We start from the raw sequence: 21,855 nt of genomic DNA, 5'->3' as shown, positions 1-21,855 counted from the left end.
GCTCAGCTCTTGTTCACGCAGCTCGGATAGGGCGCGGCTTCGCCTGCTACGATCGGACAGAGCTCGATCGGGCTGAGCGCGCGCAAACGCGCCTGCCAGCGGTCATCGTTCACCGGCGGCTCGTCGGTCTCGGGGCCGCGCTCGGCCCATTGGATCGTGTAATAGTCGCTCGCGCCCTTCAGCGTGACCAGGAGTGCGGTCTCGCTGTGCCGCGTCGGGCCGCTGTCGATGCGGCCGCAGCCGATCACGGCGACGAAACCTTCGAAGCGGCCGAATGTGCTGGCGCCGAGCGGCCTTGCCGCGAAGCTGTCGGGACAGGCGGACTTGAAACCGCCTGCGATCGAGCCCGCGAACTTCTCCGGCGATGAACCTGGAGTGAGCGTCATGCCCTTCTCGCCGGTCACGGTGATCATCTCGCTCCAGCGTTCAGGCGTCTCGCCCTTCAGCACGGCCTCGCGGATGTAGTGGCCGCCCTTGGTGTTCTCGAACACCACGGAAAAATTCGAAGGCATCGCGAAGCTGACAAGCTGGCCGAAGACCGGCGAGATCACGCGAAAGGATTGCGGGGCCTGCGCGTACGCCGTTGCGGCGAGCAGGAGCGATGCGGCGAAAATCATTGCTGTCGTCGGCGCGCGCATCGATTGGCTCCAAAGCCGCGAGGTGAAAAACAAGCGGGCAAAAACAAGCGGGCAAGGATGGTGGTTGGCGCGGGACGCTTGGGGGTGCGCCCCGGAAAGATGTGAGTAGGTCCGCCAACCGGCCAGGTTCAAAGCGGGTGCGCGGAAAATGCGCGATGTCGGCCGAAAACCAGTGGCCCGTCCAAAAGAAAAGGGCGGACCGCTTGCGCGATCCGCCCTTTGAAATCCGATCTGTCCTCACGCCTAGAGCGTGCAGCGGCGCTCCCCGCGCAGCTTGATCTGGAGCTCCGAGGCGGCAGTGAAGGTCGGGAGCGGCTTGCTGACGACCTTGTAGGTCGACACGCCCCACTGGAACGGCTTGTACTTGAGGTCTTCGTTCCAGACCTGGCAGATGCCGGTGTTGTCCCAGCGGATCACGTAATAGCCGACCGCCGCGGACGCCGGCACGGCGAACACGGAGGTGGCGATGCCGGCAACGGCACAGAGGGCGAGAACGCGACGCATGAAATATCTCCTGATGGGAACGTGAGACGGAAACTGGTGCGGCAAAATGGTGCGGCTGGCAAGCGGGGCGGCGACCGTTCACGGATATGTCAGCCATTCGTCGGCTGTTCGAACGACCCTTATCCCTTGACTATCGCCTGACGATCACACGTCTACCCCTTGGCCAGCGATGCCACCGCCTCGATCTCGATCAGCATCTTCGGATCGGGCAGCGCGTGGACCACGCAGGTGGTGCGGGCAGGGTAGGGCGGCGGGCCGAAGGCGCCGGCATAGAGCGCGTTCATGGCGGCCACGTCGGAGGCGCGGGTCAGCAGCACATTGACCTTGACGAGATCGCGGATCTCGGCGCCGGCCTCCGCCAGCACGCGCTTGATGTTGACGACGACGTTGGCGAACTGCGCCTCGAAGGCGTCGGGCAGCGCGCCGTTAGCGTCGAAGCCGGGAATGCCGGAGACGAACAGGAGATCGCCGGCGCGCGTCGCAAAGGACAGCGGCGGCGCCTTGACGTGGGGCGGGGGCGCGAAATGCTGGATCGGCATGGGATCACCTCGGATGCAGGGCTGGAAGCGCAAGCGTAGCGGCAGCTCGGGGCGCCTCCAACAAAAAACGCGAAAACAACCCCATGCACAGTAGGCATCCGGCGGAAATCGTTGAGCTTTCTTTTTGACTTCGGGAAAAGCAAAATAATCGTTGCTCCGTCGGGCAAAACAGGAGCAGAATGGCATGATGGCATGATGGCATGATGGCGGGTGAGCGTCTTGTCGGGCCAAACTCCGCCGTCATGCCCCGGCTTGACCGGGGCATCCAGTACGCCGCGGCGTCGCCGTATCCCACCGCGGTCTCTGGAATACTGGATCGTCCGGTCAAGCCGGACGATGACAGTTGAATGCGCTGCCGCACCTCGCGCTCTATACCCCCATCATGTTGCCGCCGCGATGCATCGGATACATTCGCTGCGTCTGATTCGTTTCCCTCCTTGAAGAATAGCCCCCGGAGACCCCCATGAAGTTCGGATCCACCCTTCGCGCCGCGCTGGTCGGCATTGCCGCGCTTGCCGGCCTCTCGACCTCGGCGCTGGCCGACGGCGGCACCGTGGTGCTGACGATCTACAAGGCGGGCTGGATCATCGGCGGCTCCGGCGGTTCGGGCGTGCTGAACTTCCGCGGTCGGGCCTATTCGCTCTCGACCGGCGGTCTCGATTACGGCCTCGTCTTCGGCGGCTCCAAGACCGTGCTGCGCGGCCGCGTCTCCAACATCAACCGGCCCTCCGACATCGCCGGCGTCTACGGCGCCGCCGGTGCGGGCATTGCAGTGGGCCGCGGCGCGCGTGCGATCGTGCTGACCAACCAGAAGGGCGCCGTGCTCGAGCTGTCCGGCACGCAGGTCGGCCTGATGGCGAATGCGGATCTCAGCGGCCTTGCGATCACGATGCGATAGGGGCGATGCCGTAGCACTTGGTGCCGTAGGGTGGGCAAAGGCGCGCAAGCGCCGTGCCCACATGGTGTCAGCGGCATATGAAAAGTTGGTGGGCACGCTTCGCTTTGCCCACCCTGCGAGACCTGCGGACTACGCGCTCACCATCGCATGTACCCGCTCGCAATGCGCGACGAGATTCGCGTGCGCATCGACGAAGGTTTTCAGCGGTGTCGGGATCGGGAAGTAATAGATGTTGGCGATGAAGCCGTAGATGCCGACATCAATGCTAGCAGGCGCCGCGCCGTGCACGAAGCCGTTCGCCGGCACGATTTCCGCCAGCACCTGCAGATCGGCGAGACCCCGCGCGTAGGCCTGCTCGGGCGTGTAGCGGCCGATGCCCTGGAAATGATAGCGCTGCGCATTATACGCCTTCGCCTTCTCGAACCCTGCCGCGTCGATCTGACTGTGCTGCGCGATGAAGGCGTCGCGGAACGCGGGATAATAACGCTCGTCCTTCCAGCGCGAATACGACATCACCCAGTAGAGGTCGTCGAGCATGCGCGTGACGAAGTGATTGGTGCGGCGCTGCTCCGGTGAAAGCCCCGCGTCGATGGTCAGGCGGTATTTCGCCGTCGTGTGAGCGATGATGGTCTCGCTGTCGCCGATCGTCTCGCCATCGTCCACGATATAGGGCAACTGCCCGCGCGGCGCGGCGGAGGCATCGAACACGTGCTCATGCACGAACGGTACGCCTGCGAGCTTCAGGAAGGCGTAGACCTTGAGGCCGTAGCCGTTGTTGTCGGCGACGCCGAACAGCTCTGGATAGGAGTAGAGGGTCAGCATGGGACGCTCCTCAAGCTGAAGTCGTATCGCCGCAGTGACACCCTTGCAACAGTCTCGCGCCTTGTGCGCCGCCTCCTTCGATCGGAGGACGATTGGCGTCGCCCGTTCGCAGTATGGAATCGCTCGACACTCCTGCAGCGACCCAGGGCCCGACATGCGACGTTCATCGACCCGCCGAATGATTGCCGCCCTGCTGTGTGGCACGGCACTTTTGGCCGGGCTGGCTCTCATAGCGCCGGCGAAGGCCGCCGACGTCGCGCCAAAACCGTACACGAAGGCGCCGCCGCTCGCGGCCGCGTCCTGGACCGGCTTCTACGCCGGGCTCGGCCTCGGCTTTCGATCGACCAGCGCCGATCTCACCACCACGTCAGTGCTGCAAGACGGCGTTCCCCGTGACTTGACCGGCGCTGTGCTGACCCAGCCGTTCGACGGCGCCGGCTTTCGCGTCAATCCCTATGCAGGCTTCAACTGGCAGGTGGCACCCAGTTGGGTCGTCGGCGTCGAAGGCGATGTCGGCTTCGGGGACAAGACCACGGGACTTCCCGGGTTTCGCGCCTCGCCCTGGGCCGGCTCGTCCACCTTCGGGATCGACAGCGTTTCAGTCAAAGCCGGTTGGGACGCGAGCCTACGCGGTCGCGCCGGTTATCTGCTGACGCCGGCGACGCTGGTCTATGCCACCGGCGGCCTCGCCTGGCAGCACTATGACGTCACCTTGATCTGCGTCAGCGCCAGCTGTGCCAGCAACGGCCTGGCACCCAATTTGATCTCGAAATCTACGACCAGGACCGGCTGGACTTTAGGTGCCGGCATCGAGACCGCGCTGTGGGGCAACTGGCTCGTGCGCGCAGAATATCGCTACGCGGATTTCGGCGCTGCGCCGTTCAATTTCACGCGCACGGCGACTGCAGGCCCGGCGCTCACGGTCGACAATTTCGACGCGAGCTTGCGGACGCACACCGCAAGCGTCGGCCTCGCCTGGAAGTTCGGCGAGCCCGTCATCGGCGGCCATTCGCATCCGCTGGCTGCGCAGGCCGCGATCCTGCCGTCCTGGACCGGCGCGTATGTGGGCTTGGGTCAAGGTGCGCGCGCCACGCGCACCGATCTCATCACGACGTCCGAATCGCGTGCCGGCTTCCCCGAGGATCTGACGCGTCGCGCCACCATTCGCCCGATGGACAACACCGCGTTCCGCGTCAACCCCTATGCCGGCTATCTCTGGCAGTTCGCCCCGCAATGGACCGCGGGCGTCGAAGGCGATTTTGGCTTTGCCGACAGCACCACCACGCGCGAAGGCTTCACCACCATATCGCTCGCCGACTCCCAGTCTCGCGGCGAGAGCCTGGCGATTCGCACCAAATGGGACGCCAGCCTGCGGGGCCGGCTCGGCTATCTCGTGACACCGCGGACGCTGCTCTACGCGACCGGCGGCGTGGCCTGGCAGCACTATGAGCTGACCTCGACCTGCGTCAGCGTCGTCTGCGGCCTTTTCGGGTTGACGCCGGCGATCATCTCGGGGGCGACCACAAAAGCAGGGTGGACGGCCGGCGGCGGCATCGAAACCGCGCTCTTCGGCCACTGGCTGGCGCGCGCCGAATACCGCTATGCCGACTACGGCAGTTCGTCCTTTACTGTCGCGAGATCCGCCACCGACGCCAGCCGCAATCCGTCCGCCAGCACCTACGACGTCGCGATGCGAACGCATCTGGCGACGTTCGGGGTGACGTACCGGTTTGATTGAGAAGCCGCTTGCTGTGATCCCGCGGCGCTGGTTTGTCCCCGACAACGCCGCCTGAAATCGCTACACTCTGCATCCTGGTGACGTCAGCAGGATGGGATCCCATGGCGAGAGAATTGGAAGGCAAGGTTGCGGCCGTGACCGGGGCCGCGTCGGGCATCGGATTGGCCAGCACCGAGGCGATGTTGGCCGCGGGCGCACGCGTGGTGATGGTCGACCGCGACGAGGCCGCGCTGAAGGCGCTCTGCGACAAGCACGGCGACGCCGTGCTGCCGCTGCTGGTCGACCTGCTGAATCCAAAGGATTGCGCAACGCTGCTGCCGCGCGTTCTGGAGCAGGCCGGTCAGCTCGACATCCTGCATGCGAATGCGGGGACGTATGTCGGTGGCGATCTGGTCGATGCCGACACCATGGCGATCGACCGGATGCTGAACCTGAATGTCAACGTCGTGATGAAAAACGTGCACGACGTGCTGCCGCACATGATCGCGCGCGGAACCGGCGACATCATCGTCACGAGCTCGCTGGCGGCGCATTTTCCCACGCCATGGGAGCCGGTTTATGCGTCGTCCAAATGGGCGGTCAACTGCTTCGTCCAGACGGTGCGGCGCCAGGTCTTCAAGCACGGCATCCGCGTCGGCTCGATCTCGCCCGGGCCCGTCGTCAGCGCACTGCTGGCGGACTGGCCACCCGAGAAGCTGAAGGAAGCCAGGGACTCGGGAAGCCTGCTGGAGGCGAGCGAGGTGGCTGAGGTCGTGATGTTCATGCTGACGCGGCCGCGCGGCATGACCATTCGCGACGTGGTGATGCTGCCGACCAATTTCGATCTTTAAGGCGCCAAGCGTGCCCCGGCGAACACCGCCAATTGCGCCTCGAATGCCCGCCTGAACGCCGGCCGCGCCTCGCCGCGGGCGACATAGCCGGCGATATCTGGATATTCGTCCAGCAGGCCTGACGCGTTCAACCGGCGCAGCACCGTCACCATCATGAGATCGCCGGCGCTGAACGCACCGTCGAGCCAGTCGGCATCGCCGAGGCGGCGGGACAATTCGCCGAGCCTGACACGGACGCGATCCCTGAGCATGGGCAGCCGCTCCGCGTACCAGCTCTTGTCGCGCTCGAACAGCATGGCCATCCCGAGCTCGACGATCGGCGGCTCCAGCGTGCTCAGCGCCGCAAACATCCACGCGATCGCGCGGGCCCTGGCGTGCGGCTCCGTCGGCAGCAGCCCGGTATGGCGCTCCGCGATATGGAGCACGATCGCGCCGGACTCGAACAGGGTGAGGTCGCCGTCCTCGTAGGTTGGAATTTGCCCGAACGGATGTAACGCGAGATGCGCAGGTTCTTTCATCGCTTTGAACGAAACGAGGCGCACGTCGTACGGCGCGCCGACCTCTTCGAGCGCCCAACGAACTCGCATGTCGCGGGCCTGTCCGCGGCCGCGGTCGGGCGAGTTCGCGAAGGCGGTGATGGTGGGGGGCATCTGGCGGGCTCCGGGTGGTGGCTTGCGTTCGGAGGACGAATGGAATGAGTGGATTCCGACAGGTCAATGCGTTTTCGTGGACCCGTAGCCCGCATGAGCGATAGCGATATGCGGGGCAGGTGCCGGCCCCGGATGTCGCTGTCGCTCATCCGGGCTACAAGAAAATCCCGCCGCCACTGTCGGATCGTTGCCTCCTGCCTCGTCCTTGGAACATCGGCGCGCCGCCGCGCGCCCGCCCGAGGCGAAAGGATACACGTTCATGAGCTCCATCACGCCGTTTCTCTGGTTCGACAACAACGTGCCGGAGGCCGTCGCCTTCTACAAATCGGTGTTTCCCAATGCCAAGGTTGAGACCGTCAGCGACTTCATGGCGGTGTTCGAGCTCGAAGGCCAGCGCTTCAATGCGCTCAATGGCGGGCCGCAATACAAGTTCAACGAGGCGGTGTCGTTCTTCATCAGCGTGGAGACCCAGGCGGAAGTCGATTATTTCTGGGACAGGCTCACCGCCGACGGTGGCGAGGAATCCCGCTGCGGCTGGCTCAAGGACAAGTTCGGGCTGTCCTGGCAGGTGATCCCATCAGCGCTCGGCCGCTACCTCGGCGACCCCGACCGCAGCAAGGCGAACCGCGTCATGCAGGCGATGATGCAGATGAGAAAGATCGTGATTGTGGATCTGGATAAGGCGTATGCGGGGTGAGCTTGTCGCGGGATGCGTTGCCAAATCGGCAGTGTCGTCCCGGCGAAGGCCGGGACCCATACCGCGGAATCCATCGACTACGAATGGTCGCTCTACCGGACCTCGAGTCCCCGCCAAACCACTCCCTGGGGTTATGGGTCCCGGCCTTCGCCGGGACGACGTCTGAGGGTGGAGCGCTATCGCAAATTCACGCTACGCCGCGATCCACGCCGCAAGCTCCCGCCACGGCTCAATCGTCCAATGCCCGGACGCCGCGCCGGACGGCGAGGGCAGCACGAATACCTCCGGCAAGCCTGCATCCCGCTTCTGCCGCCCCAGCGCAATCACGCTTGACGGCCTGCCGTAAAACAAGCTCGCCGCCTTCTTGCTCGTGAACGCAATCGTCCGTGGCCGAAACTTCTCGATCTTGGCCCTGAAGCCGGGCACGTCGATCGTCTCAGCCGCGATCTGGTGATCCATCCCGGCGCCCGACTTGGAGAGATCGGTGAAGCCGATCCCGAGGTCGAGCAGGCTTGCGAACTCGCCCGGCTGATACCGCCGCGGCGTGATCCCGGCCTCATGGATCGCGCGCCAGAAGCGGTTTCCGGGATGGGCGTAGTAGTGCCCAAGCTCGGCCGAGCGCGCGCTGGCGGCGGTGCCGACGAAGACGAGGCGGAGGTTGGGGCGGAGCTGGTCGGGGAGGCGGTGGAGGGAAGGATTGGCCAACGAGGAACTTTATATTTATCGCGAAGGCGACTGGAGCCGACAAACCGTCACAGGTCAGTTTTTTGATAACACTGAATTGCCCGGTTACGAGAATTTGGTCAGTTCGATCTTGGCTCTCTCCAATATCTGCTTCACCGACGAGTAGCTGCGATGCCTGCTTCTCTGCTGATCGGGAAAAGCAGCGAGTAGTTGACCACCCCTTGCGATGAGAGCGAGCATCCTCCTTCGTTGGCTGGGGGTCATCTTAGGACCCCATTTTCTCACCAGATCGCCATCTAGACGAAGAACCGAAAGGGGATGATAAAGGTCGTTCCGTCGGCGAGCTAATACGCCCTGAACCAAATCATGCGCTTCAGTTTCCCGTTCGAGATCATCGCTAAGCCCCTCCTGAAGAGATTCAGTCAAGAGCAACTTCGCAAAATGAGTGTCGATTTGGTAGGTGTCGAAACCACGTTTCTTCTTAGCCATCGCGTAAGCAGTATCGATAAATAATTTGGAAGAGGAGAATCTCCGAGCGCTCATGTTGGTAATCGATCGTTGTACTAAGAATAGCGGATCACGTTTAGCTATGCCCAAGGCTCGGCACTCATCATAAAAGCTCTCCATTCGCACTTCCAATTTCTTCTCTTTGAAGATTTTGCCATACAGGGAGAACTTCAGAAGGGCGCGACTCAAGCCATCAAATTCGTAGTCGTCCGAATAAAATTTATCGAGATGAAAGAGTGCTTGTTTCGCTACGTCCAAGACGCGATCCAGTCCCACGGATGTTCTGAGCAAAAACTCTGCGAAGGCTGGAGAGCGGAAGCCGAGTTCGCCGCGTTCCACCTGAATCAATCCAAGTAAACCATTCTTTCGCAGGACGTCTCGGAGATCCTCGTATGAGCCGTTATAATCAACCAAGTCCGCGATCATATAGAGTCGATCAAATTCGTCGTGGCCGGCGATCGTAAGGAGAGCCGACAACACGAGGAGGCGGTAGACAAATGGATCCAAATCGCCAATTGTTCCGATGAGCGTTGTGACCCGCTCGTGAAGCGATCCTTGCTCGAAAAGACTGAGTATGACATCTCTCAATTGTCCGCCGCACTTTTGAGCGATGAAATCTGCTTTCTCTGTAGTATTGAATTCAGCGAAGGAGCCCCATAGTCCATTCTCGTCAAGATACGTAGAGATTCTTCGTATTTCATCCGGTGATGAAATGTTGAGGTCAATTTCGGTGGCGCTGGTGTGTCCCAATCGCCCTTCGACCAATGTGCGAGCCGATTCGAGAACATTCGATCTCACAGTAGTGATTATAGTCAGGCTGTTCATCCTGAGGTCGATTAGTTTCCTGACAAGCGTGGGAAACTTCATGATATCATCCGCAACGACTACTGCGGGAGTATCCAGGGCTTGAAAGTAAGAGATTACGTCGCCGACTTGTTCTGGTTCGCGGCGTAATCTAAATGCGCGCCCCCCTGCAACGCAGCGACTGATCGCAATTTGCGTAGCAAAGATGGATTTTTCGTTTCCTATGTCGCTGTGAACCAACACTGGTCGCGTGGAGGTGCTCGCGCGGCGAAAATGGTTGTCGCCACGTTTAACTATGTAAGAGCCCGGCGAACCCTCCATATCGCGCTGCGAAAGCTTTTGCTCCTGCAAAATGCCTCCAATTAAGAGTTGTTCGATGTCGGGTTGAGAGATGTCGTCCCGAGATATGCGAAGTTCCACGTTGATCTCTTCAAGGGAGTTCGGGAGGAGCTCCGTGCTCGAAATTGCGGCTCCTGCTCGCCTTTGTCCGAGGAAGGTAGCAAGGCCGGTGGCTCCAACCAGCTCCAGCTGGCCGAAACGAGAGAGCCGCTTCATTATGGGTGTGGGAATCTCCGGGACGTCAAAGAAGAAGGTCTTGTCAGCTACCTGCGGCGGAAGCTGTCCGAGCAGGCGTCGCAGATCGATGTCCGTCAGTGAAAATCCGACGAAGATCACGGCTTTGGCAGCGAGTACATCATCGTTGAAGCGCCATTTCCACGGGCTGTTCAAAAACGCCGAGTTGTCGCGCTGTCGTTCGGTAAGGAGAAATTTGCCTTTGAACTCTGCCGGCGAAGCTCGGCTGATGTTTCCATAGATATGAATTAGTTGGGTGGTGCCAATAAGTGGTGGCTCCACTGGATCTGTTATCTCCTTGGAAGTAAGTGCCTTGTTGTACTTATGAGAAATTTTTTCAATCAGGTCGTCATAATTGGTCGTGTAAATGCGGTGCCAGGGTTGGCAAATAATCGTGCTTTGATCGTCGGTCGCGTCCTTCGATGTGAAATTCTGATGAAGGAGTTGTACCAGGGAATCGTCCCCAAATCGGTCTATATATTCATCCGCGGCGGTGTCGAGATCGTAGCCGGTCTTGTCACTGATGTTACACGCATTGAGCAGGAGTTCAGTTAGCCCAGTGGCGCCTACGATAGGTTGGTTCTTTAAATTCGTTGCGCCATACGAAAACCCTGCGCCTACGAAGAGAATGCATTTTCCAGCTTCAACCAGTCCAATGTCCAGTTGACTCATCACTTCTCCGCAAATCTGCTTGGGTTAATATCCGCATCTTACAACTTTTCATTGAAAAAGCGAAGGCTCAATTGGTGTCGCAAAGGTAGCCTTTAGGTGTACTGATCGAGGAGCGCGGTCACCTCGCGCTCCTCGAGAGAATGCGATGTTTCTTCACAACACCCGATTACTCTCCTTCACCTTCTCCGCATCCAGATACAAGCTCTCGCCCATCTCCTTGAACTTCGCGCTCATCTGCTTCATGCCGTCCTCGGCGGTCCCGCTCATCGACATGCCCACGCCGTTCGGATCGTTCAGCGTGGCCGCGTAGTCCCGCACGTCCTGCGTGATCTTCATCGAGCAGAACTTTGGCCCGCACATCGAGCAGAAATGCGCGACCTTGTGTGCTTCCTTCGGCAGGGTCTCGTCGTGGAAGTTTTTCGCCGTGTCGGGGTCGAGGCCGAGGTTGAACTGGTCGCTCCAGCGGAAGTCGAAACGGGCGCGGGACAGCGCGTCGTCGCGCAGTTGGGCGGCCGGGTGGCCCTTGGCGAGATCGCTCGCATGCGCGGCGATCTTGTAGGTGATGACGCCGACCTTGACGTCGTTGCGATCGGGTAGCCCAAGATGCTCCTTCGGCGTGACGTAGCAGAGCATGGCGCAGCCGAACCAGCCGATCATGGCGGCACCGATGCCCGAGGTGATGTGGTCGTAGCCCGGCGCGATGTCGGTGGTCAGGGGCCCGAGGGTGTAGAACGGCGCCTCGCCGCACTCCTTGAGCTGCTTGTCCATGTTGATCTTGATCTTGTGCATCGGCACGTGGCCGGGGCCTTCGATCATGACCTGGCAGCCCTTGTCCCACGCGATCTTGGTGAGCTCTCCGAGCGTCTCCAGCTCGGCGAACTGCGCGCGGTCGTTGGCATCCGCAATCGAGCCCGGACGCAGGCCGTCGCCGAGCGAGAACGAGACGTCATACTTGCGCATGAGGTCGCAGATCTCGTCGAAATGGGTGTAGAGGAAGCTTTCCTTGTGATGCGCCAGGCACCACTTCGCCATGATCGAGCCGCCGCGGCTGACGATGCCGGTGACGCGGTTGGCGGTGAGGTGGATGTATTGCAGGCGCACGCCGGCGTGGATGGTGAAATAATCGACGCCCTGCTCGCACTGCTCGATCAGCGTGTCCTTGTAGAGCTCCCAGGTCAGCTTGACCGGGTCGCCGTCGCACTTCTCCAGCGCCTGATAAATCGGAACGGTGCCGATCGGCACCGGCGCGTTGCGCAAAATCCATTCGCGGGTGGTGTGGATGTTGCGGCCCGTCGACAGGTCCATCACGGTATCGGCGCCCCAGCGGATCGCCCACACCATCTTCTCGACCTCTTCCTCGACCGAGGACGTCACCGCCGAGTTGCCGATATTGGCGTTGATCTTGGTCAGGAAGTTGCGGCCGATGATCATCGGCTCGAGTTCGCTGTGATTGATGTTGCAGGGGATGATGGCGCGGCCGCGCGCGATCTCGGAGCGGACGAACTCCGGGGTGATGAAGGCGGGGACTTCCGCGCCGAAGCTTTCGCCGTCGGCAAGGGCTGCTTCCGCGCGCTCGAGCTGCTCTTTGCGGCCGAGATTTTCGCGCGCCGCGACGTAGATCATCTCCTTGGTGATGATGCCGGCGCGGGCGAATTCGAGCTGCGTGATCTTGTGGCCGTCGAGGCCGCGCAGCGGCTGGTGATAGGCCGAGAAGGCGCGCGCGGCCTTGTCGGTGGAGACGCTGCCATTGTCCTCCGGCTTGATCTGACGGCCCTGATATTCCTCGACACCGCCGCGCTCCAGCACCCAGGCCTTGCGGCCGCGCGCCAGACCGGCGTTGACGTCGATGGTCACGCTCGGGTCGGTGTAGGGGCCGGAGGTGTCGTACACTGGCAGGTTCGGCTCGCCGGCGCCCTCGGACAGGATGATCTCGCGCAGCGGCACGCGCAGATCAGGCGCGGCGTCGGGCGAGGCGAAGATTTTTCGCGACGAGGGCAGCGGGCCGGTGGTGACGGCGGGGACGGTCTTGTCGGGATTGGAGCGGATGTTCATGGGATCCTCCTTGATTCAGTTCGTTGGCGTCGCTGCGCGAGAGACAAATACCGCTGTCATCCCCGCGAAAGCGGGGATCCAGTACTCCGAGACGGTGCGGCTCAAGCCGAGAAGCCGCGGCGTACTGGATCGCCCGGTCAAGCCGGGCGATGACGGCGGAGTGTGTGGATGGCCTGGGAGGTGAAGCATCACGCGGCCTCCGCGGATAGGCCGAGCCATTGCCGCACCCGCGCATCGGGGTCGGCGTTCTGGGTGACGTCGCTGACGACGGCAATGGAATCCGCGCCGGCGGCAAAGATCTCCGCCGCGTGCTCGAACTTGACGCCGCCGATCGCGACCAGCGGGATGGGGCCGATGCGCTTCTTCCATTCCGTGATCTTCGGAATGCCCTGCGGCTCGAAGCGCATCGATTTGAGCGTGGTGAAGAAGATCGGACCCAGCGCGACGTAATCGGGCTCGGCGGCGAGCGCGATGTCCAGCTCCGCATCGTCATGGGTGGAGACGCCGAGTGACAAGCCGGCCTCGCGGATGGCAGCGAGGTCGGCGTCTGCCAAGTCCTCCTGGCCGAGATGGAGATACTTTGCGCCGGCGACGATCGCGGCGCGCCAATAGTCGTTCACGACGAGCTTGGCTTGGGTGCCCGCGGTGATCGCCAGCGCGTCGGTGACCATCTGGAGCGACTGGGAGTCGTCGAGGTCTTTTGCGCGCAGCTGGATGGTGCCGACGCCGAGCCTGGTCAGGCGCTCGACCCAACTGAGGCTGTCGACGACGGGATAGAAGCGATCAGGATACGGCATGCCAAAAAGGTGTCCCAACGACAGGGGTGGAAGGGGAGGCGAAGTCGCGGGCGTTCATCAGCCCGGCTTCGTAAGCGGTGCGGCCGGCCTCGATCCCGAGGCGGAAGGCGTTGGCCATGGCGACGGGATCGGCGGCTTTTGCGATGGCCGTGTTGAGCAGCACGGCGTCGTAGCCGAGCTCGAGCGCCTGCGCCGCATGCGACGGCGCACCGATACCGGCGTCGACCACCAGCGTGATATCGGGCAGCCGCTCGCGCATCAGCTTGAGCGCGTCACGGTTGGTGATGCCTTTTGCGCTGCCGATGGGCGCAGCCCACGGCATCACCACCTTGCAGCCGGCATCGACCAGGCGGTTGGCGACCGAGAGATCCTCGGTGCAATAGGGGAACACTTCAAAGCCGTCCTTGATCAGGAGGCTTGCTGCTTCCACGAGACCGACCACGTCGGGCTGCAGCGTGTCGTTGTCGGCGATGACTTCGAGCTTGATCCAGCTCGTGCCGAACAATTCGCGTGCGAGCTTGGCCGTGGTCACCGCCTCGCGCACGCTGCGGCAGCCGGCGGTGTTCGGCAGCACGGTGACGTCGAGCTCGCGGATCAGATTCCAGAACGCGTCCCCGGTCTTGCCGCCGGCGGATTCTCGTCGCAGCGACACCGTGACGATGTTCGAGCCCGAGGCCCGGATCGCCGCCTGCATGATCGCAGGCGAGGGATAGAGCGCGCTGCCGATGAGGAGGCGGGAGGGGAAGGATTTGCCGTAGAAGGTCACCATGTGCGGGGTGTCTCCTCAAATGACGCTGTCATCCCCGCGAAGGCGGGGATCCAGTATTCCAGAGGCCGTGCGATGATACGGAGGCGCCGCGGCGTACTGGATCGCCCGGTCGAGCCGGGCGATGACAGCGGAGTGTGTGGCGCGCGCCAAGGCGATAAATGGAGAGCCATCCCCATCACCCTCCCTGCCGTGGCGTGATGATCTCGATCTCGTCGCCGGCCTTCAGCGCGGTTTCGGCCCAGCGGCTCTTCGGCACGACGTCGTAGTTGAGTGCGATCGCGAAATGGGTGCCTTCGTAGTCGAGCTCGCTGAGCAGCGCGTCGACGCTGGCAGAATTGATCTCGCGCTGCTCGCCGTTCACGATCACGCGCATTGCATCACCTCATTGTCGATCTGGCCGCGCTCGACAAAGCCGAGCGTCAGCTCGGCCAGGGCCGGCGCGATCAGGAAGCCGTGGCGGTAGAGGCCGTTCACGCTGATCGTGTTGCCGCGAATGCCGATGCGCGGCAGATTGTCGGCGAAGGCGGGGCGCAGGCCGGAGCCGAATTCGACGATGCGGGCCTCGCCGAAGGCGGGATGGACGGCATAGGCCGCGCCCAACAGCTCCAGCGCCGAGCGCACGCTGACGCCGGTGTCCTCGGCCTCGATCGAGGTCGCGCCCAGCATGAACAGATTGTCCTCGCGCGGGATCACATAGAGCGGCCAGCGCGGATGGATCAGCCGCACCGGGCGCGCGAGCTGCACCTCGGCGGTCTCGATCAGGATCATCTCGCCTTTGACGCCGCGAAGCTCCGGCTGCTCGTCGCGCGCAGCAAGGCCGCGGCAGTCGATCACGATGCCTTTGGGATCAAGTTTTGCGAGTTCGGCCGCGGCGACGTCGCTGTCGAATTTGATGGTGCCGCCCGCGGCGCGGATGCGCTCGTGCAGTTTCGGCAGCACGCGGCGCGGCTCGACATGGCCCTCGGTCGGGAAGAACAGCGCATCGCGGAAGCGGCCTTCGAGCGACGGCTCGAGCTCGGCAAGGCCGGCGGCATCGAGCCGGCGATGGCCTTCGGTCATCCGGGCAAAGCGCTCGAAATCGTTGCGCTCGCGCGGATGGGCGACGACCAGCGAGCCGTTGAAGGGCGTGTCGGGCAGCTCGCGCCGCCAGATGTCGAGCGAGCGCAGGCCGAGCCTGGAGATGATCGGTTCGGAAACTTCCGCCTCGCAATAGGGCGCGAGCATGCCGCCGGCCCAATGGCTGGTGGCATCGGTCATGTCGGCGTCACCGCGCTCGTGCAGGGTGACGGCGTGGCCGGCCTGCGCGAACAGCAAGGCCTGCCAGGCGCCAGCAATGCCTGCGCCGATGATGGATACCGGGGAATCCGATCGCTTGGTCGTCTGCAACATCCCTGTCCCTTCGCCGGCATGACCCGGATCAGGTTCAAAGGGTCACCGCGGTCCTGGGCGGATTTGCCCATTTAGCGGTATCTCAGCTCCTCCTCGGAGCACCCCTCGGAACGGCTCTAATGTATGCCAGCAGGGCTGGGTGGTCAACGCGCTTGGCGGGAACCGCGCTTACCTGGGCGTTTACTTGGGCGCCTGTGCCCGGGCGTTGCGGACGCGCTGGGCGAGCTTGCGGTGCGGGGCGGTGCCGAACATCGGCTGCGGATTGCCGTTCGGCTCGAGCCAGGGGGCGCCCACATTGGCCTCGCCCATATTGGCGACCTGCACGGCCTCCTGCCGCTGCCGCTTTGCGGCGTAGTAATAGCCGCCGGCGAAATAACGAACGGCCCGGGTGTGATCGCCATTGGCGGCGCGATAGGCGCCGGCGAGATATTTCACGGCATAGGTGAGGTTGGTGTTGGGATCGCGCAGGCCGGCGGCGTCGCCGGTGTAGCCGACCCCGCGGGCGGTCGCGAGCTTGATCTGCATCAGCCCGATGGTGCCGCCATGGCCGACCAGGCCGGGCTGATAGCGGCTTTCGCGCATGATGACGCGATGCACCAGCGCCTCCGGCACACCGTTGGCGCGGGCATGGGCGGCGACCATGTCGGCGTACTCCGCTTGGCCTGCGAATGCGGCCTGCGGCAACGTCAGTCCGGCCGCGAGCAGCGCGGCGACATGTAAAATTTTCATCAGATATCCCGGAGGTCCCTGAGACCGAGTGAAGGCCAGCGCCCGGCTGCCGTTTAGGCCTCCCGAACGCGGCAATGATGTGACCAAACGCCGCCGTTAATTTTTTCGCGGCGGAGCCGCAGTGACGACTCAATGCTGGCGCCAGAGTTCCTTCAGGCGGACAACTCGCGACAGCAGGCCTGTCTATTCGCACCGGCGCACGAAAGCGAGTATGTCACGGCCAGCGAATCGGGAGAGGTGCCATGACAAAATCAACCATGGTCAAAGCCCACAGCGGCGACATGTCAGAACACGATTTGCCCAGAAACAACCCCTGTGCCCAATGCGGCACGCTGATCCCTACGCCCGACTGGATCGAGCCGGGCGAAGGGCGCGTCTCCTATCTCTGGACGTGCCACGCCTGCAATTATCGCTTCGAGGCGGTGGCGATCTTCGACGATATGCCCATCGCGCATCCGCCCCTCGCGGCCTGAAGTTAAGCCGCAAGCCGCGGCTGCTGCCAGATCGGCAATTGCATCCGCACGATCAGCCCATGCGGCTCCCGGTCGTGCAGCGACAGCTCGCCGCCATGGGCGAGGGCGATCGCGCGCGCGATCGACAGACCGAGGCCGAAGCCGGTGGACTCGTCCATGGTGCGCGCATCGTCGCCGCGGACGAACGGCTCCAGCATCTCCTGCTTACGGGCATCCGAAATGCCGGGACCATCGTCCTCGACGTCGATGACGAGCCTGGTGCCTGAGATGTCGAGCCGGATCGTCACCTCGGCACCGAAGCGCACCGCGTTCTCGACGAGGTTGGTGACGCCGCGATGCAGATCGTCGGGCCGCGCCGCGGCGGTCGCAGATAGCGGGCCATCATAGCGCACGACGTGGCCCATGTCGCCGAACTGGTCGGCGATGAGCTGCAGCGTGCTCGCGATGTCGACCAGCGTCACCGCCTCGATCTGGCGGTCGTTGCGCAACAGCGACAAAACGGATTCCAGCATCGCGCGCATCTGGTCGAGATCGATCAGCATGCGCTTGCGGTTGCCTTCGTCCTCGACGAACTCGGCGCGCAGGCGCAGCCGCGTGATCGGCGTGCGCAGATCGTGGCTGATCGCGGCAAGCATCCGCGTGCGGTCCGACATCAGCCGCGCGATCCGCTCGTGCATGCGGTTGAGCGCGCGCGCTACCGAGCGGATCTCTTCCGGGCCGCGCTCGGGAAGTGGATCGGCCGTCCCGTCCAGGCTGAAATTCTCGGCCGCCTTTGCAAACGAAGACAGCGGCGCGGCGAGCGCGTGCGCAGCCCATACGCCGAGCAACGTCACGCTGATCACGGCAGATAGCAGCGTCGATATCCAGGGATTGCCCCAGAACCAGCCCGGCCGCCCCCGTTCAACATGGCCCGCGACTGTCGTGCCGTCGGGCAGCTGAATGCCGATCCGCGACGAACCGCCGTTCGGCGGCAGCGTGACGACCTTGTAGCCCTCACCGAGATGGCGGCGCATCCCGTGCATATGGGGGCCGTCGGCGATGGCCGTCACGGAGCCGGGCGCGATCGCTTCGAGCCGCAGATCCGGAAAGGCGCGCGCGATGTCGGCGAGCAGGCGCGGCCGCTCGCTCGCGTCGGCCGCGGACAGCAGCAGCGCGGCATTGGCGAGCTCATGCTCGCTGTCGGGCGGCGCCGCCGCGCGATCCGGCCGCGTGATCAGAAAACCCGCCGTGATGACCAGATGAAGCGCGACGATCGACACCACGACGAGCGCAGCGATCTGGCCGCTGATGCTCCTGAGATGGAAAAATCCCAAAAGCCGCATGTCAGATGCTCAAGACTGCCGCGACCGCTTCCGCGCTTGTCGTTTCCGTGTTTGCCGCTTCCGTTCTCACCACTTCGGTTCTCGGCGTGAACAGATAGCCGCCGGAGCGCACCGTCTTGATCATGGTCGGATCGCCCGGATTGGGCTCGATCTTGCGGCGGATGCGGCTGACCAGCACGTCGATCGAACGCTCGAACGAGCCGGTGCTGCGCCCTTGGGTGAGGTCGAGCAGGCTGTCGCGCGACAGCACGCGGCCGGGACGCTCGCAGAACGTCCGCAGCAAATCGAACTCGGCGCTGGTCACCGCGACGCGCGCGCCCTCGGGATTGCGCAGCTCGCGCAGGCGCAGATCGATGCGCCAGCCCTCGAAGGCGAGCGTGCTCGCGCCTTCGATCGAGCTTGCCGCCTGCGCGGCCGCCTGGCGGCGCAGCACCGCGTTGATGCGGGCGAGCAGCTCGCGCGGGTTGAACGGTTTCGGCAGATAGTCGTCCGCGCCCATCTCCAGACCGACGATGCGGTCGACGTCCTCGCCGCGTGCGGTCAGCATGATGATCGGCGTCTGTCCTTCCGCGCGCAGCTTGCGGCACAGGCTGAGGCCGTCCTCGCCGGGCAGCATGACGTCGAGGATGATGAGGTCGATGCGATGATCGGCCATCGCGCGCGACATCTCGCGGCCGTCGCTCACGGCGGTGACGTTGCAGGCGTTGTTGCGCAGATATTTCGCAATCAACGTCCGGGTTTCACGGTCGTCTTCGACGACAAGGATGTTGGGATTGGGAAGGGCCATGCGCTTTGTTTGTCCAAGATTCGGGCCAAATGGCGAGGAGATTTGTTTCAGATTGTTTCCATGGCCGATGCCGCAACAGCAGGACATCACCGGGCAGGGAAGCGGCAAGCTCTCGTTAAGCGCGCTAACCATATCGTGGCCTGGTCGGCCACGAAACCCCGCAGAACTCACGGAGCCATCATGACCTCGATTTCGGCGGCCTCCGCCGGTCACCACCAGTCGCCGTTGCAGCGGCTGCAGCAGGAATTGCAATCGGACGTGTCCGCCGGCACGGTCTCGTCGTCGGACCAGTCGGCGCTTTCGACGGCGCTGACCGACATCGACACGGCGCTTCAGCGGGGCCGGTCGAGCGATCAGTCGAGCGGCGCGCGTCCTTCCAAGGACGACATCAAGTCGAAGATCGACGACCTCATCACCAACGAAGTGTCGAACGGGACGCTGACGTCAGACCAGGCCGACGAGCTGAAGAACGTATTCCAGTCCGCCTTCGCCAATGGCGCCGGCGGCCCCGGTGGTGCGGGCGGTCCCCCGCCAGGCCCGCCGCCGGACGACAGCTCATCGGATTCGTCGTCGACGGACGCGACCAGCAGCACGTCGACCGTCTCCACCACGGCCGAAATACTCAAGCAGTTTCTCCAGGCACTGCAGCAGTCGCAATCGTCATCGTCGTCTTACGGCGCCAACGGCAGCTCATCCGGCGGCTCGGACTTCGCCGCGCTTCTGATCGATTACAAGAGCTGACCTGCGCGACGGAGATCAGCGCGTTCCTCGCTGCGGTCGTGCTTCACCCAGGACGCACGATCGTCGGCGAGGAACAGTGCGCTGCAAAATGTTCCTGAGTGACTTAGGAACAATCGCACGCGGCTCCAATCCTCGCGCAGCACGCGACGAAATTGCAGCACGCGCGGAACTGGGACTGATCCGAGCTGTTTTCTCCGCACGAGTTTTCTGCTGAAGGAGAGGACAATATGTTGATGAAATCGATCGCGGCCGGTCTCGCCGGTACCGCACTGCTCGCAACCGTTGCGTTCGCGCAAAATCCGACCGCCACCACCGACAAGGCGCCCGCTGCCGCCTCGACGACGACCACGACCGCGTCGGGACAGTGGCGTACGTCCAAGATGGACGGCATCAAGGTCTACAACGACGCCAACGAGAACATCGGCTCGATCAATGATCTGCTGATGGACAAGAGCGGCAACGTCAAGATCGCCGTGATCGGCGTCGGCGGCTTCCTCGGCCTGGGCGAGCATCTGGTCGCCGTGCCCTATGAGAAGCTGAAATTCGTCAACGAGGCCGTTGCCTACACCGGTGCTGCCGGGAACAACCCGAACAGCGCGGCCAACCGGCCCGCCGCGACCACCACGACGGGTGCCGCGACCGGCACCGACAACAAGCCCGCGACGACGGCCACGTCCTCGTCGAAATGGTATCCGGACCACGCCGTGTTCAACGCGAGCAAGGATGAGCTGAAGAACATGCCCGAGTTCAAGTACTCGGAGTAACGCGGCTCTGAACGGCTAAACGAAGCGCGCCCGGTTTTCGCCGGGCGCGCTGCCGTGCTTTTTTCGTCTCCCGTCATTGCGAGGAGCTCTTGCGACGAAGCAATCCAGGCTGTCACCGCGGATGCATTTCGGGATTGCTTCGCTCCGCTCGCAATGACGGAGAATGCCCCTAGTTCCCCTTCACCAGCGGGCAGCCGCCCTTGTCGAGCGGACGGAAGGCTTCGTCACCGGGCACGGTGGCGATCAGCTTGTAGAGGTCCCACTCGCCCTTGGATTCCTCGGGCTTCTTGACCTCGAACAGATACATGTCGTGGACCATGCGGCCGTCGATGCGGATCTTGCCGTTCTTGGCGAAGAAGTCGTTGACCGGCGTCTTGCGCATCTGCTCCATCACTTTCGGTGCCTCGTCGGTCTTGATGGCGTCGATCGCCTTCAGATAGTGCATGGTCGCCGAATAGAGCCCCGCCTGGATCATGGTCGGCATGTGGCCGACCTTCTCGTTGAAGCGCTTGGAGAAGGCGCGCGTCTCCTCGTTGGTGTCCCAGTAGAACGCATCGGTGATGATCAGGCCTTGCGTCGACTTGATGCCGAGCGAATGAACGTCGGTGATCTCCATGAGCAAGGCGATCATCTTCTGGCCGCCCTGCGTCAGGCCGAACTCGGCCGCCTGTTTCAGCGCATTGGTAGTGTCGCCGCCGGCATTGGCCAGCGCGACCACCTTGGCTTTGGAGGCCTGGGCCTGGAGCAGGAAGGAGGAGAAGTCCGACGAGTTGAGCGGATGCCGGACCTCGCCGAGCACCTTGCCGCCGCTCTCCTTGACCACGTTGGCGGCGTCGCGCTGCAGCGCCATGCCGAAGGCGTAGTCGGCGGTGACGAAGAACCAGGTGTCCTCGCCGCGCTTGACCATCGCCTTGCCGGCGACGTTCGACAGCGCATAGGTGTCGTAGGTCCAGTGCACCGTGTTGGGCGAGCAGGCGACGCCCGTGATATCGGATGAGCCGCCGCCGGAATTGATGTGGATCTTGTTCTTCTCGCGCGTCAGCGCCGAGATCGGCAGCGCCACCGACGAGGTCGGCACGTCGAAGATCGCGTCGACCTTGTCGTTGTCGTACCAGTTGCGGGCGATGTTGACGCCGACGTCGGGCTTGTTCTGGTGATCGGCGGAGACCACTGCGACAGGCTTGCCCGCGACCTTGGCGCCGTAATCGGCGACCGCCATCTCGACGGCGGCGAGCGAGCCCTTGCCGGTCGCGTCCGCATAAAGGCTCGACATGTCCGTGAGCACGCCGATCTTGACGACGTCGTCGGAAATCTGCGCCTGCGCGGCGCCTGACGTGGCGGCGAAGGCGAGGCCGGCCGCGATCGCGGCGATGAGTTTTTGCATTTGTTTTTCTCCCTCAGCATTGTTGTTTGGGGTTTTGTTGCGGGGACCGTTCTAACGACAATCGGTCGCGGGAGCAAAGCCCGGAATGCGCG

General features: G+C 63.2%; 23 protein-coding genes and 1 riboswitch. Of the genes, 7 read left to right on the top strand and 16 right to left on the bottom strand.

The genetic code is table 11. The features are described 5' to 3' along the window. Nucleotides 1-2: 2 nt before the first annotated feature. The 3 genes from AC0L3S_RS12585 to AC0L3S_RS12575 all read right to left on the bottom strand — a co-directional run bounded on the left by AC0L3S_RS12585 (nt 3) and on the right by AC0L3S_RS12575 (nt 1,681). Nucleotides 3-638, bottom strand: coding sequence for a hypothetical protein (locus AC0L3S_RS12585; RefSeq protein WP_473279286.1), 636 nt, complete (start codon nt 636-638; stop codon nt 3-5). A 243-nt stretch (nt 639-881) separates the two neighbouring features. Beyond that, nucleotides 882-1,142, bottom strand: coding sequence for a hypothetical protein (locus AC0L3S_RS12580; RefSeq protein ID WP_007600739.1), 261 nt, complete (start codon nt 1,140-1,142; stop codon nt 882-884). 152 nt (nt 1,143-1,294) lie between these two features. Further along, nucleotides 1,295-1,681 carry a RidA family protein gene (locus AC0L3S_RS12575; protein WP_473262990.1) on the bottom strand — a complete coding sequence of 129 codons (387 nt, stop codon included), beginning with the start codon at nt 1,679-1,681 and terminating at the stop codon, nt 1,295-1,297. A gap of 463 nt (nt 1,682-2,144) precedes the next feature. On the opposite strand from AC0L3S_RS12575, the gene AC0L3S_RS12570 reads away from it, so the two are divergent. Then, the gene (locus tag AC0L3S_RS12570; RefSeq protein ID WP_473279284.1) at nt 2,145-2,579 is read left to right on the top strand and encodes a hypothetical protein; all 435 of its coding nucleotides are present in this window, start codon (nt 2,145-2,147) and stop codon (nt 2,577-2,579) included. A 129-nt stretch (nt 2,580-2,708) separates the two neighbouring features. On the opposite strand, the gene AC0L3S_RS12565 is transcribed toward AC0L3S_RS12570, so the two are convergent. Further along, nucleotides 2,709-3,401 (bottom strand): glutathione S-transferase family protein, encoded by a 693-nt coding sequence (locus tag AC0L3S_RS12565; protein ID WP_473279283.1) that lies wholly within the window; start codon nt 3,399-3,401, stop codon nt 2,709-2,711. A 178-nt stretch (nt 3,402-3,579) separates the two neighbouring features. Here AC0L3S_RS12565 and AC0L3S_RS12560 point away from each other — a divergent pair, with 178 nt between their 5' ends. After that, nucleotides 3,580-5,139: an outer membrane protein gene (locus AC0L3S_RS12560; protein WP_473279282.1), complete on the top strand. Its 1,560-nt coding sequence runs from the start codon at nt 3,580-3,582 to the stop codon at nt 5,137-5,139. A 101-nt stretch (nt 5,140-5,240) separates the two neighbouring features. Continuing rightward, nucleotides 5,241-5,969, top strand: coding sequence for an SDR family oxidoreductase (locus AC0L3S_RS12555; protein WP_473279281.1), 729 nt, complete (start codon nt 5,241-5,243; stop codon nt 5,967-5,969). Here AC0L3S_RS12555 and AC0L3S_RS12550 read toward each other — a convergent pair. Then, nucleotides 5,966-6,619 (bottom strand): glutathione S-transferase family protein, encoded by a 654-nt coding sequence (locus tag AC0L3S_RS12550; RefSeq protein WP_473279280.1) that lies wholly within the window; start codon nt 6,617-6,619, stop codon nt 5,966-5,968. The genes AC0L3S_RS12555 and AC0L3S_RS12550 overlap by 4 nt on opposite strands. A 259-nt stretch (nt 6,620-6,878) precedes the next feature. Here AC0L3S_RS12550 and AC0L3S_RS12545 point away from each other — a divergent pair, with 259 nt between their 5' ends. Beyond that, nucleotides 6,879-7,316, top strand: a complete 438-nt coding sequence (locus tag AC0L3S_RS12545; RefSeq protein WP_473279279.1) for a VOC family protein — start codon at nt 6,879-6,881, stop codon at nt 7,314-7,316. A gap of 192 nt (nt 7,317-7,508) precedes the next feature. Here AC0L3S_RS12545 and AC0L3S_RS12540 read toward each other — a convergent pair whose 3' ends face one another. From AC0L3S_RS12540 to AC0L3S_RS12505, 8 genes are all read right to left on the bottom strand, one after another. Further along, the gene (locus AC0L3S_RS12540) at nt 7,509-8,021 is read right to left on the bottom strand and encodes a mismatch-specific DNA-glycosylase (RefSeq protein ID WP_473279278.1); all 513 of its coding nucleotides are present in this window, start codon (nt 8,019-8,021) and stop codon (nt 7,509-7,511) included. A gap of 84 nt (nt 8,022-8,105) precedes the next feature. Continuing rightward, nucleotides 8,106-10,556, bottom strand: a complete 2,451-nt coding sequence (locus tag AC0L3S_RS12535) for an SIR2 family protein (RefSeq protein WP_473279277.1) — start codon at nt 10,554-10,556, stop codon at nt 8,106-8,108. 153 nt (nt 10,557-10,709) lie between these two features. Further along, nucleotides 10,710-12,608, bottom strand: a complete 1,899-nt coding sequence (gene thiC, locus AC0L3S_RS12530; protein WP_473279276.1) for a phosphomethylpyrimidine synthase ThiC — start codon at nt 12,606-12,608, stop codon at nt 10,710-10,712. 188 nt (nt 12,609-12,796) lie between these two features. Then, nucleotides 12,797-13,405, bottom strand: a complete 609-nt coding sequence (locus AC0L3S_RS12525) for a thiamine phosphate synthase (RefSeq protein WP_473279275.1) — start codon at nt 13,403-13,405, stop codon at nt 12,797-12,799. Continuing rightward, complete coding sequence (locus AC0L3S_RS12520) at nt 13,392-14,174, bottom strand: thiazole synthase (protein ID WP_473279274.1); 783 nt, start codon at nt 14,172-14,174, stop codon at nt 13,392-13,394. Before AC0L3S_RS12520 ends, AC0L3S_RS12525 begins: the two co-directional genes overlap by 14 nt. 175 nt (nt 14,175-14,349) lie before the next feature. After that, nucleotides 14,350-14,547, bottom strand: coding sequence for a sulfur carrier protein ThiS (thiS, locus tag AC0L3S_RS12515; protein WP_007600772.1), 198 nt, complete (start codon nt 14,545-14,547; stop codon nt 14,350-14,352). Then, nucleotides 14,538-15,563 (bottom strand): FAD-dependent oxidoreductase, encoded by a 1,026-nt coding sequence (locus AC0L3S_RS12510; RefSeq protein ID WP_473279273.1) that lies wholly within the window; start codon nt 15,561-15,563, stop codon nt 14,538-14,540. The genes thiS and AC0L3S_RS12510 overlap by 10 nt, the downstream gene beginning before the upstream one ends. Next, nucleotides 15,551-15,679, bottom strand: a riboswitch (TPP riboswitch). Its footprint overlaps the gene before it by 13 nt. 64 nt (nt 15,680-15,743) lie before the next feature. After that, the gene (locus tag AC0L3S_RS12505; RefSeq protein WP_473262979.1) at nt 15,744-16,292 is read right to left on the bottom strand and encodes a transglycosylase SLT domain-containing protein; all 549 of its coding nucleotides are present in this window, start codon (nt 16,290-16,292) and stop codon (nt 15,744-15,746) included. A 242-nt stretch (nt 16,293-16,534) separates the two neighbouring features. On the opposite strand from AC0L3S_RS12505, the gene AC0L3S_RS12500 reads away from it, so the two are divergent. Continuing rightward, nucleotides 16,535-16,765 carry a hypothetical protein gene (locus AC0L3S_RS12500; protein ID WP_473262978.1) on the top strand — a complete coding sequence of 77 codons (231 nt, stop codon included), beginning with the start codon at nt 16,535-16,537 and terminating at the stop codon, nt 16,763-16,765. A gap of 2 nt (nt 16,766-16,767) precedes the next feature. Here AC0L3S_RS12500 and AC0L3S_RS12495 read toward each other — a convergent pair whose 3' ends face one another. Both AC0L3S_RS12495 and AC0L3S_RS12490 read right to left on the bottom strand, forming a co-directional pair. Continuing rightward, nucleotides 16,768-18,087: an ATP-binding protein gene (locus AC0L3S_RS12495; protein ID WP_473262977.1), complete on the bottom strand. Its 1,320-nt coding sequence runs from the start codon at nt 18,085-18,087 to the stop codon at nt 16,768-16,770. 1 nt (nt 18,088) lies between these two features. Continuing rightward, on the bottom strand, nt 18,089-18,874 hold the full coding sequence (locus AC0L3S_RS12490; RefSeq protein WP_473279272.1) for a response regulator: 786 nt from the start codon (nt 18,872-18,874) through the stop codon (nt 18,089-18,091). Nucleotides 18,875-19,054: 180 nt separating this feature from the next. Here AC0L3S_RS12490 and AC0L3S_RS12485 point away from each other — a divergent pair, with 180 nt between their 5' ends. Both AC0L3S_RS12485 and AC0L3S_RS12480 read left to right on the top strand, forming a co-directional pair. After that, nucleotides 19,055-19,615, top strand: a complete 561-nt coding sequence (locus AC0L3S_RS12485) for a hypothetical protein (protein ID WP_473262975.1) — start codon at nt 19,055-19,057, stop codon at nt 19,613-19,615. 227 nt (nt 19,616-19,842) lie between these two features. Then, entirely contained in the window at nt 19,843-20,379 is a 537-nt protein-coding gene (locus AC0L3S_RS12480; protein WP_473279271.1) for a PRC-barrel domain-containing protein, read from the top strand. 169 nt (nt 20,380-20,548) lie between these two features. Here AC0L3S_RS12480 and AC0L3S_RS12475 read toward each other — a convergent pair whose 3' ends face one another. After that, nucleotides 20,549-21,763, bottom strand: a complete 1,215-nt coding sequence (locus AC0L3S_RS12475) for an ABC transporter substrate-binding protein (RefSeq protein ID WP_473279270.1) — start codon at nt 21,761-21,763, stop codon at nt 20,549-20,551. Nucleotides 21,764-21,855 lie beyond the last annotated feature (92 nt).

This window comes from Bradyrhizobium sp. Ken01 (assembly GCF_055807355.1).
This window is presented reverse-complemented; position numbering and strand designations above follow the sequence as displayed.